Here is a 14,965-nt window from a genome sequence, read left to right on the forward strand (position 1 = left end):
TTGTTCAAATACCCCATAAAAAATTAGTTGACATGCTAATTTACAAAGGTGCTTTAAAAGGAATTAAAGTCTACACAAGGGAAGAGTCTTACACGAGTAAAGCCAGCTTTCTTGATTTAGACACTATTCCTGATTATGGGAACAAACCTGAAACTTGGAAACCTTCAGGTCGTAGAATCAAGCGTGGTTTGTATCGTTCCAAATCTGGCTTAATAAATGCCGATGTTAATGGAAGTTACAATATCTTAACAAAAGAATTCCCCGATGCTTTTAGCCAGGGGATATCAGGTTGCGTAGTTCAACCAAGGTTAGTTAATATACCAGGATTTCTGCCTCTTCCTGCCAAGTGTAGGATTGCTTGTCCATTATAAATACGAACTCAAACTGAGTAGATAGTTGATGTTTGAATATATTTGACTATGCGAAAGGCAACTATAAGTGTAGTACGACTTACCCAGAGCTAGACAAAGTTCTTAAAGATAGTCCACATTACAAAGCGATGGCTGCACAGTCAGCACAGCAAACACTTAAGACAGTAGGGGAGTCAATCACCAGTTACAACGGATTAGTTAACGCCTACTACAAAGGCGAAGTTGATAAACCATCATTCCCAAAGTACAGAAAGCGCGGTGGACTTGCAGCAGTAACGTTCCCACGCCAAGCACTCAATTATAAAGGTGGTCAATTTTACCCGTCAATTAGCCGCCAAACCAAGCTGCACCTGTTGACCGAGATATCTTTGCAACTACCTGAGTTTATCGATTCAGACGCTCGTTAAGGAAGTGACGATACGTCCTTACTTGGGTGAGTTGTGGATTGATTGGGTTATTGATGATGGCAAACAGCCAATTCAAGTTAACCCAAACCTTGATTACACACAAGCTTGGAGTTTTGACCACGGTGGCACTAATTGGTTAACAGGTGTTTCAACTCGTGGCAAAAGCCTAATTATTGATGGTCGTAAGCTTAAGGCGTTGAATCAAGGTTATTGTCGCTTGGTTGCCAAATATAAGCGGGGTAAATCTGATTTTTACTGGGATTCTAACCTTGACAAGGTGCAGCGCAAACGGAACAACCAAATGCGTGAGGCGGTTAACAAAGCTGCTAGGTTTATTATTAACCAGTGCTTAAATGACCGCATTGGAAACCTTGTCATTGGCTGGAATGACGGTCAGAAGAATGGTTCAAATATGGGCAAGCGTGGTAATCAGAATTTTGTGGTCATTCCCACAGGAAGATTAATTGCAAGATTAAAACAACTTTGTCCAGAATACGGAATTGTACTCACAATTACTGAGGAAGCATACACTTCAAGAGCCTCTTACCTGGATGGCGATAGCCTCTACAAGCATGGTGAAAAACCCGCAGGATGGAAACCGTCAGCGTCATTGCGGTAAAGCGCGGTATGTACAAAAGTCGTGATGGTCACATCATTAATGCAGATTGCAATGGTAGTGCCAACATCATGAGAAAAGTAGCCACACAGCTGGGATTAAACTTAGCCGAGGTGGGTAGGGCATCTTTGACAGTGCCACAACGATATGACTTGTTTACGCGATTAAATAAATCATATCGTAAACGTTGCGTAGCCCGGATTCTATCCGGCGCAGCAGCATCAGTTTAGAATCCCCCGTGTTTCCAACTGGGGGAGATGTCAACAGAGTGTATTCCACGCAACCGAAAACCCTTATAAAGTACTTAGTCTCAACAAGCACACAATTGACATGGGGTAGCAATACACGGTACTGATGATTCAACAGTTAAATTTTTGAAGATGAAAAATTTGATTAATTGCAAGTTTCATCAGCATAAGGAGGGGTGGTAATGGATGTCAGCTTAATCGTTTCCAATATCCTGAATCCGCCAGTCTTATTTTTCTTTCTGGGGATGACTGCTGTTTTTGTCAAGTCCGATCTAGAAATTCCGGCACCAGTACCCAAACTCTTTTCGCTTTATCTGCTGTTTGCGATTGGTTTTAAAGGGGGGGTAGAACTGATCAAAAGCGGTATCACTCAGGAAGTAGTGCTAACGCTGATTGCAGCGATGTTGATGGCTTGTTTTGTGCCAATTTACTCGTTTTTTATCCTGAAGCTGAAGCTGGATACTTACGATGCGGCGGCGATCGCAGCAACCTACGGCTCTATTAGTGCTGTCACCTTCATCACTGCTAGTGCCTTTCTTAATGAGCTTGGCATTAATTATGATGGCTACATGGTCGCAGCCCTTGCCCTGATGGAATCTCCAGCGATTATTGTTGGTCTGCTCTTGGTGAATATATTTACCGCCGATGAAAAGCGGGACTTTTCTTGGACGGAAGTCTTACAAGAGGCGTTTCTCAATAGTTCAGTTTTTCTTTTAGTCGGTAGCCTCCTGATTGGTGTCTTAACAGGAGAACATGGTTGGCACGTATTAGAACCCTTTGCTCAAGGCATGTTTTATGGTGTTCTCACCTTCTTTTTGCTGGACATGGGACTAGTCGCAGCCAGAAGAATTAAAGACTTGCAAAAAACCGGATTTTTTCTCATTTCATTTGCGATACTAATTCCAATACTCAATGCGAGCATTGGGTTGGTGATTGCCAAAGTTATCGGTATGCCTCAGGGAGATTCACTTTTGTTTGCTGTGTTATGTGCCAGCGCGTCTTATATCGCTGTCCCAGCTGCAATGCGGATGACTGTTCCAGAAGCGAACCCCAGCCTGTACGTTTCTACCGCTCTGGCAGTAACATTCCCGTTCAACATTATCGTGGGAATTCCGTTATACCTGTACGGAATCAACCTGTTTTGGAGGTAATAATATGCACCTAGTTAAGAAGATAGAAATTATTGCCAACTCCTTTGAGCTAGGCAAAATTTTAGATCGTTTAGACAAGTCAGGTGTACACGGTCACATTGTGATTCGCAATGTTGCTGGTAAAGGATTGCGAGGAACCGCAGAAGATTTAGACATGACAATGCTCGATAATGTTTACGTTATCGCGTTTTGTATGCCAGAGCAAATCAAGCCTGCAATCGAAAACATCAGACCACTGCTCAACAAATTTGGGGGTAGCTGTTACATCTCAGATGTAATGGAGATTCGCTCTACAAAATGTGTGGCGTCACTGTAAGAGGCTCATAAATCTAATGAAGCATTTCATAGACCGTCGTGACTTTTTGAAGTTAGGGGTTACGGGAGCATTTGGGATGATGGTAACTGCCGCTGATTTACTTTGGCAGGTCGAACAGGCTAAAGCCGCCGGATTGCCAAATGGCTCTTTAGCTATCCCTCAATCTCTTAGTGCCGATGCTGTGCTGCAAAAGTTGATCGAAGGAAATCAGCGGTTTGTGCAACATAAACCTGAATATCCCGATCAATCTGCGGCTCGATTGCAGGAAGTCGCTCAAGCTCAACATCCATTTGCAACTATCCTTAGTTGTGCTGATTCACGGGTGCCGGCAGAAATTATTTTCGATCAAGGCATTGGAGACATCTTTGATGTACGGGTTGCTGGAAATATTGCCACGCCGGAAACACTCGGCAGTATTGAATATGCGGTTGTACTGTTAGGCACGCCGTTAGTGATGGTGCTGGGTCATGAACGATGCGGGGCAGTCACCGCAGCTGTACAAAACGAATCGCTGCTGGGCGAAATTGGTAGCTTTGTGAAAGCAATCAAGCCAGCCGTGAAAAGAGTCAAGGATCGACCAGGCGATGCGGTTGATAACGCTGTGGTGGCAAATGTGCAATATCAAATTGAACGGTTGAAGCGATCGAAGCTATTAACTGAACAGATCGAGGCGGGCAAGTTAAAAATTGTGGGGGGTCGTTATGACTTGGATACAGGCAGTGTGACTATGATTACCTAATTAGGCAGAGGTTACAATACACACTGGCTATTCAGCCTGATTGAACTTGTAAGGAGGTGTAACGTTTCCAAAGTTCAATAATTTTGTGTGTAACGTTGGGTGTAATGTCAAGCTCGGTTGTACTGAGTAGGTAAGGCTTCAGAAAAGTGAAATTGAGCGATAAATCGCTCACTACGAAAACATCAAAATTAATCACACATACCACTAAGTATGGGCAAGCTTGACATTTACGCCTAACAATTACGATACTGTATCGTATCGTTAATAATTGGTGCAAATTATGAGGCGTACTCGTCCCCAATATACTGATAAAAGCAGCACTCAAACCCTACGGCAAGGAATCGAAGAGTTTTACGCAGTAAATCCACATCTGACCAATCCAAGTCAAATGCCGCCGGATTTTGCGAAAATCTTAATTGCTCATGATGTTACGCATGTCATCTTGGGCTGCGATACCGATATGTATGACGAACTGAGACTTTTGCCATTGTGCTTTTTAACCAGTGACTTCAAGTTTCGTGACTATTTACGGGAGCGAAAAAACCCGGCTGTTGATGTGATGTATAAAGATTTGGTAAAGCAACACGGGCTGCTGTGGTTATATAGCTCAATATTTGTTGTATTGCCGCGATTATTGCCACAAGTTGTGGTAATGTGGTTCAAAACTCGCGGAACACGCAAGTACTATCCATTTTTTGATTTTGAACCTCTACTTGACCGTTCTCTGTTAGAGATTCGCTCCTGTTTTAACCTGTTACCACTGCTTTGATGCAGCTATTCAAAATATTAACCGATCGGGGGTAATGCGATAAGCCTAACGGCATAGCTTCGCTTACCGCGCTCTTTTTCTTTGATTACCGTAAGAAGTGTCCGACAATAATTAAAGCTGAATGAATCCAAAAAGCTTTGCAAACTAAAGAATTAGCCAGCTTAACCCAGGTAGTTATTTGAAAATTGAGATACAGAGGTAAATTTTCCCTAATCCCGATAAAGTGGAATGAAGGAGAAACAGTTTGATAAAAAATTCAGGACATGGAAAATTCTGCCGAACAACCACAACCTTTAAAATTACAAGCTGCTGCTATTCGCAGTTTGCCAACTCTGAATTTTGGTGACTCTGGTGACTCTGTAAAAGTCTTACAGCGGCTTTTATCACAGAATGGCTACCCTGTTCGAGTTGATGGAAATTTTGGTGCGTTAACAGAAACAGCCGTCAAAGCCTTTCAAAGCCGGCATAACTTAACTGCGGATGGAGTAGTCGGTTCCAGGACTTGGCGTGAGTTGACAAGCTAGTTAACAATTAAAAATTAAAAAGAATTAACCCATCAATCAAATAAGAGGTTGGGAAATTAGGATGCGTTGTGTTTTTTAACAAATTTAAAACACAATTATTTATTTTGTCATTAATATTTAAAATTTATTTATTATAAAAATCTGACTCACCTACCACCCATAGTGCATGAAGGCAAAAGGGAGGAAAGCTTATTTTACAAGCTTTTCAACTGGATAGTTATTTGTGCCACGCTGCAAAGCGGGATTTTTATGCTCTCAAGCTTATTGATGGGTAATAGGTTTGACAGAATTATTTTACCAAGAGAGATAAAATTGTACAAAGTTTAATAATCGACTCATTAGACAAGAGTGACAAGTTTAGAGATTTAGACCAGACTTGTGTGTGAATAATCGACTTATCCGTCTATCCCACATTTTTCTAAACCAGATATTAGAAGTGCAAATACTTAATAAATGATTTTATCGCCAAAATAATTACATTTTTTTAACTTATAGCTACGCATTATTCCTGAGGAACAACTATTTTGTCTGTCAAGGGAAATATGGGTGTTAGTAAAATGAAATACGATGAGTCATATTGGTCTGCTGATGACCGGTGTCTTAACAACAGGACAACCGTCTTTGCCCAAGTTACCCGTACAGCCATTATTTCAGTCAGACAAGCCGGTGCAGCAGTCAACAGAGGAACGGTCAAATGATGTCGTTGCCGCTACTGAAATCACACCGCCTGAATTTATACAGCTAGATGATAATCTCCAAGTCGCCCACTCACCGCTGAATGAAGAGCAGCAAAATATACTAAGTGATTTAACTGAAAAAATCAAGTCAATACAATCTAAATTTTCCCATGTAGGAAAGGACACCGCCGTAGAAGGCTGGACGCTGGGGGAAATTTCGGTTGTCGCTGCTGTGAATTCTCTGATTGTAAAAGAAGATGAACAAAGTAGTGATGAGTTAGTTATTGGGCGATCGCCAAAACTAAAACCAAACCTAAAACCCAAATTTACTAACCAAAATCTGCCAACTCTGGGTTTTGGTAGCTCAGGTGTTTCTGTCAAAGTTTTGCAACGCCTATTATTATCTAACGGCTATGCTGTTCGAGTTGATGGAGTTTTCGGTGCGCTGACAGAAAGTGCTGTTAAAGCCTTTCAAAATCGGCGGAATTTAGGTGTAGATGGAGTTGTTGGTTCTAGAACTTGGCGCGAGTTAACTAGGTAGTTAGGAGGCGCGGAGGAGCGGAGGCGCGGAGTTAAAACAGAGACAGAAGATAGAGCAATTTTTTCATTACTCACCCCTCACTATTCACTCCGAATTCCGTACAGACGTTCCGGCGGAACGTCTCTACTCCTAACTTTTTACCGATACTTATGCTGTTCTAAAATTTGTTGCGCTCTTGGCTTGTAAATCAAATAGAACAAAGTCTCAATGTAGCGCAACAAATCCTCCCGATTTTCCTTAGAGTTAAAGTTCCAGAAGCCATAAATTCGTGCTAATGATAGCAGCTTGGTAGTGTGAATTTTCCAAGTGTAGGTGCTATAAACTCGGTTAATACCTTGCTGAGAAATTTCATTCCAATAGTTCGGATTTTGTTCGCACTTCAGCACAAATTCGAGAATTTTTTCGGCAGTCTCTTCTAAATTTGTGGGGTTAATGTAAAAGCCATTAACTTTATTTTGGATAATTTCCAAAGGACCACCAAACTGAGTCGCAAAAGTTGGCAATCCAGAAATCATTGCTTCCAAAATAGTCAAACCGAAAGCTTCAAATAAAGCTGGCTGGACAAAGACTCCTTGATGGTCAGCAATTACTCGGTAAACTTCACCTGATTGACCTTTAGACAAACGCACACCTAACCAACGAATCTTGCCATGAAGATTGTATTGTTCGATGATGTTGTAAAGTTTGATAATTTCGTCGCGTTCTTCGTTGTCGCCTGATTCTTCAACACGCAACTTCCCGGCGATTAAAATTAAGTTGAAATGCTCTTGCAATTCTGGGCTTTTACCAAAGCATTCAGCTAAACCTGTCATGTTCTTAATGCGGTCGAGACGTGCCATTGAAAACAGCGGTCGCTTGTTGGGGTCGTCGAGTCTGCCAAATATTTGGGAAGAGTCGTCTAAGGTAAAGAGCATTTCTTCAAGTCTCAGGCGATCGCTTTCTACGCGGTCTTCATTACGTGTATAGGGGAAATAAGCATTTTCATTTACTCCCGGCGGTACGACATTGAACTTGGGACTAAACAGTTCAATTCCATTTACCACATGATACAAATCTGGCATGGTGAAGCATTTGTAAGACTCATATTGTCCCACACTATCGGGCGTGCCGACAATTTCTTGATAGGTGCTGCTGATGATGAAGTTAGCAGCATTCATCGCAATTAAATCAGCAGTAAACTGCAAGGAAAAATGATATTTATCCTCCAAATCATTCCAGTAAAGGTTACTGAACAAGTATTTGGACTTTTCCAAAGCGTGGGCAATGTTACACTGCGTTACTTTCAAACGCCGCGCTAAGAGAAATGCCACTAAATTTCCATCAGTATAGTTACCTACAATTAAGTCAGGTTTACCTTGAAATTCTGCCAGCAATTCTTTTTCAGAATCAATCGCGAAAGTTTCTAGATAGGGCCAAAACTCAAATCGAGAAATCCAGTTTTGCGTCATGTTGGGATTAAATTCCCGCAGAGGTACGCGCAAAATCCAGGCATTTTCGGTGCCATAGACTTTTTCTAAACGTTGGTTACAAAGAGTGCCATCACTGTTGGGTATTAAGCGGGTGAGGATAATTACTTTTGGCTCAACATTGAGTTTTTCTAAGCCAGCTAAGATGGCATCTTCTTGTAACTGTTGTTCGAGAGTTTTTGCTTGGTCGAGGACGTAAACTACTTGACCGCCGGTATCGGGACGTCCTAGAACTCCTTCTTGTCCAAACCAACCGTGAGCTGACACCAAGACGATTTTAAAAATCATCGGGATGCGAGAGATAAAGGCTTCTAGGGTTTGGGGGTCGGGAGAGTCGATTAATTCATCGAGAATTTCTAAGGTTTCGCGCACGCGAGAAGCGGTGTTACCCCAACCCGGTTCAAAGCCCATCATTTGCAATTGAAAGCGGAATTCTTCATAGGATTCATCATTTGGGCGATCGCTTACAAATCCGATAGCTTTTTTAAGTTGTTCGGAAAGTTGCTGCTGTGTTTGAATGCGATCGTTAATCAGCAGTTGGATACCGTTGTATTGGTGCAAGCGCAGAAAATTAAACAAGCCTTCTAGCCATTGCTTCGCATCTTGGAACAACTTGCTGGAGAGATAACGGTTGAGGTACTGCACCCCTTTGCCAATATTTTTCGGGTCGCGAATTGTCGGGGTGTAGTCGTAAAATGGACCGAAATCCAATTCTAGCAGGTCGCCTTCGTTGGGATGAAATCGGTTTACTAGGCGATCGCGCAGATCCAAAAGTTCGTCCACCGATATCGATTCTACACTCAAGTCTTCCGTCAGCCGATAAACTTCTTGGCTGGCTATTTTCGGGCGAAAAATGAAACAGAGATTTGTACCATCCTGAATAATTTCCTGAGTATAGTAAATTAGCTTGCCTAAAAGCGAAGAACTATCTTGCTTGTGGTATTTAGAGCAAAATTCACTGTACACATTCAGGATGTCGTTTCGTAGCAAATACCCCTTTTCTTGGCTGCGTAACTCGCTAATAAACGAACGCAAATCGCTTTTTTCTTCACTGTTCAAGACTGCATGAATCAATTCAGACATGGGAACTCCACTTATCGATTTTTTGATTTTAGCTTTTGTTTAGATTTTGACTGGATAATGCCTAAAAAGTCAAAAAAAGCAACATCAAGGCAAAAAAAAGCAGATTTTTGCTTTTTACTTTGACCTTTTCTGTTTCCCCATCAATTTCATCACCTTTCTACGCATATCTTATTGCTGAACAAATTTCCCTCTAACTAAAGACGTACAATTTGAGATTTTTTCATTGACAGGAAAAATTTTCTCAGTGTCAAGTAACCCAAGGGCTATTTTGGGAGATACTCGCTCTTCAGAAATTTTTGTTATTACCTGTAACAATTATCAAGTTAGATTTATAACGTGGCTGACAAAATTTTGCAAGCTTATTTGTTACTGATTAACAAGCATCGTTAATTTGAGGCTCAACTAAATTTTAATTGTTGATATTGCTGGGTATTAATGCTTAATTTTATACTTTGGTGCAGAAAAGCTATTTTTAAAAGCCACAGGATTTATGAGAGAATGATTAATTTTTGTCAACAACAAAAATTAATTGTTTGCAAGTAAATATACTCAAAATGTTTAACTTAAATGAATTAAAATCAACTTTTGGATATTAACTAGAAAATGCCTGATTCAATGTGTTTATAATTTCAGCATAAAGTCGTAGAAATCAGGTTGTTTCATATGGCTACAAATACACAAAAAGCAACATCTGACCACAGCCTAGGCAACATAGTTATTATGTCCTTGCTTGCCTTCTGTGGGTTGACCGTCATCTTTCTGCTTGGTCTTTTTTAACTAGAAATTAAAGTAGTATATGTAGGGGAGGCTTTCTTAGGGTGTGGATTTTCGAGGCAGTTTGCGGTGTAGATTTTCTTCCCGCAAAACTGCCGTCCTCCCCTAATATTGCCGTTGCGTTATGGCAGAACGCAAGAGCGCACCGCACTCTTATCGTAAAAACGGTGCCGTACCCTCAGGCATAACACACCCTACTAGCTGAGGGTAGTAGTATTCAAAATTTAAAGTAACAAAAAGCGATGCCGTCAGACATCGCTATTGATATTTAACTAATTTTTTTGTTGGGTAGTAATTTTTAATTTCCCCGCAGAAAGTTGACGTTACAACTAACCCATGCCATCGATTACGGGATGAAAGTAGAAAGCGAACCCCAACACTGTATAAGCGGCTAATAACAATGTGCCTTCTAGCCAATTGGATTTTCCATCAGAACTAATAGAATTTGCAATTAACACCGATACAGCCACAGCCACTAATTCAAAGGGTTTAAAATCTAAATCCATCGGCTGACCGAATACTCGCCCAGCTATCACTAAAACAGGAGCGACAAATAAAGCAATCTGCATACTCGATCCCACAGCCACGGAAACGGAAAGATCCATTTTATCTTTCATTGCCACAGTGACTGCGGTAGCATGTTCAGCGGCATTACCGACGATGGGAACCAAAATCACCCCTGTAAACAGTGCCGTCAAACCTAGCTGGGATGTGGCTACTTCTAAAGAATCTACTAGCATTTCTGACTCAAGCGCCACTAATAGAGTACACACTAGCAGCACTCCAGTCCACAACCAAATATTCGGCTTAGTATGAGAAGTTTCCTCAGACTCGATTAAACCGACTTCATAAAGATAAGCGTGGGTTTTCATCGAAAATAGCAACGTCAAAGCGTAAACCACGATTAATACTATTGCCACCGCAAGCGAAAAATTTTCTACAGTTTGTTGGCTAATTCCAACAGAAGTTACGTTCATCGCTGTTGGCAGCAAAATCGCAATCACTGCCAAATTCATCGAAGCTGCATTTACCCGCGCTACAATTGGCTGAAATGTCTGTTCTTTGTAGCGAAGTCCTCCCAACAGCATAGAAAGACCCATCACAAGTAGTAAGTTGCCAATAATCGAGCCGGTTATACTGGCTTTGACTACATTCACCAACCCAGCTTTTAGGGCAATTAAAGCAATGATCAATTCTGTGGCGTTACCAAAGGTGGCGTTTAATAATCCTCCTAGCGTTGGACCAACTACCACAGCAATTTCTTCTGTAGCTGTACCCATCCAAGCTGCTAACGGCAAAATCGCTAGTGCAGCGGTGATGAAAACTATCAACTCTCCCCACTTGAGAAATTCGGCTGCTAAGGAAAGGGGGATAAACAATAACAGAACCAGAAAGAGAATGTTTTTACCGGACATTTGTTATCTAAATTCTAGGGGATCAATCATAAAGGAGTGCTGAGTTATCCGGAAATCGAGGATTAGGAATTGAAAGTTGTTAGTTGTTAGTTGATGGTTGATGGTTGTTGGGCAATGGGCAATGGGCAATGGGCAATGGGCAATGGGAATAAAGCCAAATTTCGATCTCAGCCCACTTGGACGCTTGCCCCATGACGGCAGGTGCTTCAAGCCGGGGAACCCGTCCAACGCACTGCCTCCCCCATGCCCCATGACGGCAGGTGCTTCAAGCCGGGGAACCCGTCCAACGCACTGCCTCCCCCATGCCCCACTATCCACTATCCACTTCCACTCAGCACCTCTAAAGACTAGATTCTAGGATACTCTCTACCCTGCGGTAGAACGGCTTAGAGATTCTACTGTTTGCACTTTTTGGCTAGATATGTAAAATTAAATTGCGATTTGTGCAGCTTTCGCAATCTTTCGTTACAAATCTATCAATTTCAGCCCGAATACTACACCAAAAATGGGGTTTAATATATTAAAAGACAATTAAGTTTTTTCGGGCTGCAAACCAAATAACCCGTTAACTAAGGCTTTTGACAATGGATAATTCATTCATGCCTGCGGTTCGGCTGAAGTTTGAGAAAGCAGATGACCCGCAAGACTAAAGCAGGATGTGAAAAATTAGCAAGTTTTCTCATAGTTGTTTATACCGAGCGAAGCGAAGATGGCGCGGTAACGATTTTTGCATAGATATTCGATAGCGCAATTGTAATTTTTAGTGATTCAGGATAAAGATACATGACTTCAGCTGCTGAAATGCCAGCTAGTGCTGGCTCATCAATGTCAAACCAAACCCAGGCATACACCCAGCAACCCAACCCATTGAGAACGGCTACTGGTGTTTACGTAGCTGTACACGGTCATTTTTACCAACCGCCACGAGAAAATCCTTATTTAGATGCGATTGAACGCCAACCTGGTGCCGCACCTTTCCATGACTGGAATGAGCGGATTCACTGGGAATGTTACCGCCCAAATGCCTTCGCCAGGGTGTTAAACAACCGAGGTGAAGTGCTGGGGATCGTGAATAATTACGAGTATTTCAGCTTTAATATAGGACCTACGTTGATGTCGTGGCTAGAACGCCATGATGTGGAGGTTTATCAACGGATTTTAGAGGCAGATAGGAAAAGTTGCGATCGCTTAAACGGTCATGGCAATGCGATCGCGCAAGTATACAATCACATCATCATGCCTCTCGCCAACGACCGCGACAAACAAACCCAAATCCACTGGGGTAAGGAAGACTTCCGATCCCGCTTTGGACGCGATCCCGAAGGTATGTGGTTAGCAGAAGCTGCCGTAGATTACGCAACCTTAGAAGCTTTGGTTGCTGAAGGCATTCGTTTTATCGTCCTCGCACCTTCTCAAGCACAACGTTGTCGTCCCCTACCAAATAACGAGAATCCGCACCCAGGATGGCACGAAGTCGGCGGCGCTCAAATTGATTCTACCCGCCCTTATCGCTGTTATTTGAAAGAAAGTGGGGAAAATGACGATCGCCCATACATTGATATCTTTTTCTACGATGGTCCGATATCGCGGGATATGGGTTTTAGTGATGTGGTTTACAATTCCAGTCACTTTACAGGACGCATCGGTTCAGCAGTGCGCGGGGATCATCGTCCAGCACAGTTAATTTCTGTAGCGACGGATGGGGAAACCTTTGGACATCACAAGAAAGGAACTGAGAAAACTTTAGCTTACGCATTCATCGAAGAATTTCCCCGCCAAGGTTGGACGGTAACGAACTTTGCCCATTACCTCAGCTTAGAAGCGCCGACTTGGGAAGTCGAATTAAAACCAGTCACAGCATGGAGTTGCGCCCACGGTGTCGATAGATGGCAAGATAATTGCGGTTGTGGTGGTGAAGGTGGAGTATGGCATCAAAAATGGCGGCGTCCGTTGCGAGATGCGCTAAATTGGCTGCGCGATCGCTTAGTTGATGTATATGAAGAATATGGCAGACAGCTTTTTAGCGATCCCTGGCAAGCGAGAAATGAATATATCAAGGTGATGCGCGATCGCTCTCCAGCAAATATTAACCGATTCCTCAGCCGCCATCAAACCCACAAACTAACAGCCGCCGAACAAGTAGACGCATTACGACTTTTAGAAATGCAGCGTCATGCTTTGCTGATGTTCACCAGTTGCGGTTGGTTTTTTGAAGAAATTTCCCGCCCAGAGGGAACGCAGATTATGCGCTATGCGGCGCGGGCGATGGAATTGGCGGGAGATGTGGCAGGTGTACAGTTAGAAAAAGGCTTTGTTAAACGTCTTGGTTTAGCCCCCAGTAATGTTGATATCTTCAAGCATGGTGGGGAAATTTATCGCCAACTGGTGTTAACAGCGCAAGTTGGTTTTAAGCAAGTTGCAGCACATTACGCCATTACTTCATTATTTGGTAATGGCGATCGCAAACCGACAGAAACCCGCAATTCTGCCAGCAAACTTCCGCATCCTTACCAAAAGCGGGTTTATTGCTACACGGCAAATGAGCTAGATTACCAAATGCAACGCCTGGGATCGCTAACCTTAGCGATGGGACAAGTAAAGCTGGTGTCAGAAATTACTTGGGAAAGCGAGCATTTAGTCTTTGCCGTGCTGCATTTGGGAGGCTGGGATTTTCATTGCTGCATTCAACCGTTTGAGGGCAGACGTAGTTACAGCCAGTTAAAAGAAAAGCTGTTTGCAGCGCTGGAACAAGCGAGTGCGGCGCATACAATCTTGGCGATGACGCAGTTGTTTGGCGAAGAACCTTTCAGCTTGCAGAATTTATTCGCTGAAGAACGCCATCGAATTATGCGGTTGTTGAGTCAGGAAACACTGACACGTTTAAATGAGCTTTATACTCAAACGTACCGGGATAATTATGGAGTGATGATGGCATTCCACCGGGATCAACTCGAAGTACCGCAAGAGTTGCAGGTAGCAGCGGAGATTGCCTTAGGGCATCGGTGTATGATGACATTGCGATCGCTTGAGCAAGACATCGCCGAGCCGCAACTTTGCACGAATCATCTGGTAGAATTAGAGGCGATCGCCAAAGAAGCGAAACACCTGCATTGTCGGTTGAATATCCACGACGGCAAGCTGATGTTAGAGCAATTGATATTGCGATCGCTTTGGCAATTATTGCACGATCCCAACGGCACATTCGATGCAGATATCCAACGCTTAGAAAGGTTGATAGATATCGGCTATGACATGAATATCGGCATCTCTTTGGAGCGATCCCAGGAATTATACTTTAGCTGTCTGCATCAGATATTATCGCATTGTGCGGCTGCGGTGGCTAGTGGGAAAGATACTCATCAGTGTCGGCATTTGTTGAAGTTGGGACAAAAGTTAGCTGTTGATGTTAGTCCTTGGTTGAGTCAGTTCGGATAAAAAGACAAGGGGACAAGGAGACAAGGGGACAAGGAGACAAGGAGAATTCAAAATTTAATACTCTCCCCCTCTCCCCCTCCCCCCCTCTCCTTGTCTCCCCATCTCCCCCCTCTGCCCCTCTCCTTGTCTCCCCCACTCCTTGTCTCCCCTAGTTAAATGTGACGGTGAGTATTTTTTGAAGAGGCTTCGCGATCGCAATGGTAGGGATAAAGCCACTCACATTTGAAGAGTCCGTGGCTGTATTTTTCAAAAACGGTGCCGGCGTGTATTCCTGGTGCTAAATCAATCCCAGCTTTTGTTTTGATTTCGTATAGTTTGGGAAAAGCTGCGATAAAAACAGCTATTACCACGAAAAAGCAAAAGAAAAGAGTTGTAACTTTGGGAACTTTTTGGTAATTACTGTTAGGGTTTTTAGACATATTCCTAAGAAACT

Annotated in this window: 13 protein-coding genes and 1 pseudogene; 11 read left to right on the forward strand and 3 right to left on the reverse strand. The window is 42.8% G+C overall.

Features of this window, described 5'->3' with window-relative positions:
* The 8 genes and pseudogenes from AABK37_RS06010 to AABK37_RS06045 form a co-directional block, all read left to right on the forward strand.
* Positions 1–371: zinc ribbon domain-containing protein (locus AABK37_RS06010; protein WP_432550692.1), on the forward strand; the 371-nt coding region annotated here is incomplete at its 5' end.
* 62 nt (positions 372–433) lie between these two features.
* Positions 434–1,624: pseudogene (locus AABK37_RS06015) on the forward strand (RNA-guided endonuclease InsQ/TnpB family protein); the annotation flags it as partial.
* 200 nt (positions 1,625–1,824) lie between these two features.
* Entirely contained in the window at positions 1,825–2,793 is a 969-nt protein-coding gene (locus AABK37_RS06020) for a sodium-dependent bicarbonate transport family permease (RefSeq protein ID WP_432550693.1), read from the forward strand.
* Between the two features lie 4 nt (positions 2,794–2,797).
* Positions 2,798–3,109 (forward strand): P-II family nitrogen regulator, encoded by a 312-nt coding sequence (locus AABK37_RS06025; RefSeq protein ID WP_432550694.1) that lies wholly within the window; start codon positions 2,798–2,800, stop codon positions 3,107–3,109.
* A gap of 16 nt (positions 3,110–3,125) precedes the next feature.
* Complete coding sequence (locus AABK37_RS06030) at positions 3,126–3,848, forward strand: carbonic anhydrase (RefSeq protein ID WP_432550695.1); 723 nt, start codon at positions 3,126–3,128, stop codon at positions 3,846–3,848.
* A gap of 280 nt (positions 3,849–4,128) precedes the next feature.
* A complete protein-coding gene (locus tag AABK37_RS06035) occupies positions 4,129–4,617 on the forward strand; it encodes a hypothetical protein (protein WP_432550696.1) in 489 nt (162 codons plus the stop codon).
* A gap of 263 nt (positions 4,618–4,880) precedes the next feature.
* Positions 4,881–5,141 carry a peptidoglycan-binding domain-containing protein gene (locus AABK37_RS06040; RefSeq protein WP_432550697.1) on the forward strand — a complete coding sequence of 87 codons (261 nt, stop codon included), beginning with the start codon at positions 4,881–4,883 and terminating at the stop codon, positions 5,139–5,141.
* A gap of 567 nt (positions 5,142–5,708) precedes the next feature.
* Positions 5,709–6,359, forward strand: coding sequence for a peptidoglycan-binding domain-containing protein (locus AABK37_RS06045; RefSeq protein ID WP_432550698.1), 651 nt, complete (start codon positions 5,709–5,711; stop codon positions 6,357–6,359).
* Between the two features lie 137 nt (positions 6,360–6,496).
* Here the strand turns inward: AABK37_RS06045 and AABK37_RS06050 are convergent, their stop codons facing one another.
* On the reverse strand, positions 6,497–8,908 hold the full coding sequence (locus tag AABK37_RS06050; protein ID WP_432550699.1) for a sucrose synthase: 2,412 nt from the start codon (positions 8,906–8,908) through the stop codon (positions 6,497–6,499).
* 1,103 nt (positions 8,909–10,011) lie between these two features.
* Positions 10,012–11,097 carry a calcium/proton exchanger gene (gene cax, locus AABK37_RS06055; protein ID WP_432550700.1) on the reverse strand — a complete coding sequence of 362 codons (1,086 nt, stop codon included), beginning with the start codon at positions 11,095–11,097 and terminating at the stop codon, positions 10,012–10,014.
* A 121-nt stretch (positions 11,098–11,218) separates the two neighbouring features.
* Here cax and AABK37_RS06060 point away from each other — a divergent pair, with 121 nt between their 5' ends.
* The 3 genes from AABK37_RS06060 to AABK37_RS06070 all read left to right on the forward strand — a co-directional run bounded on the left by AABK37_RS06060 (position 11,219) and on the right by AABK37_RS06070 (position 14,684).
* A complete protein-coding gene (locus tag AABK37_RS06060; RefSeq protein WP_432550701.1) occupies positions 11,219–11,455 on the forward strand; it encodes a hypothetical protein in 237 nt (78 codons plus the stop codon).
* 425 nt (positions 11,456–11,880) lie between these two features.
* A complete protein-coding gene (locus tag AABK37_RS06065; protein WP_432550702.1) occupies positions 11,881–14,532 on the forward strand; it encodes a DUF3536 domain-containing protein in 2,652 nt (883 codons plus the stop codon).
* Complete coding sequence (locus tag AABK37_RS06070) at positions 14,511–14,684, forward strand: hypothetical protein (protein WP_432550703.1); 174 nt, start codon at positions 14,511–14,513, stop codon at positions 14,682–14,684. Before AABK37_RS06065 ends, AABK37_RS06070 begins: the two co-directional genes overlap by 22 nt.
* Here AABK37_RS06070 and AABK37_RS06075 read toward each other — a convergent pair whose 3' ends face one another.
* Positions 14,685–14,951: a hypothetical protein gene (locus tag AABK37_RS06075; RefSeq protein WP_052324671.1), complete on the reverse strand. Its 267-nt coding sequence runs from the start codon at positions 14,949–14,951 to the stop codon at positions 14,685–14,687.
* Positions 14,952–14,965 lie beyond the last annotated feature (14 nt).

This window comes from Tolypothrix sp. VBCCA 56010 (assembly GCF_050875635.1).
Taxonomy (GTDB): Bacteria; Cyanobacteriota; Cyanobacteriia; order Cyanobacteriales; family Nostocaceae; genus Hassallia.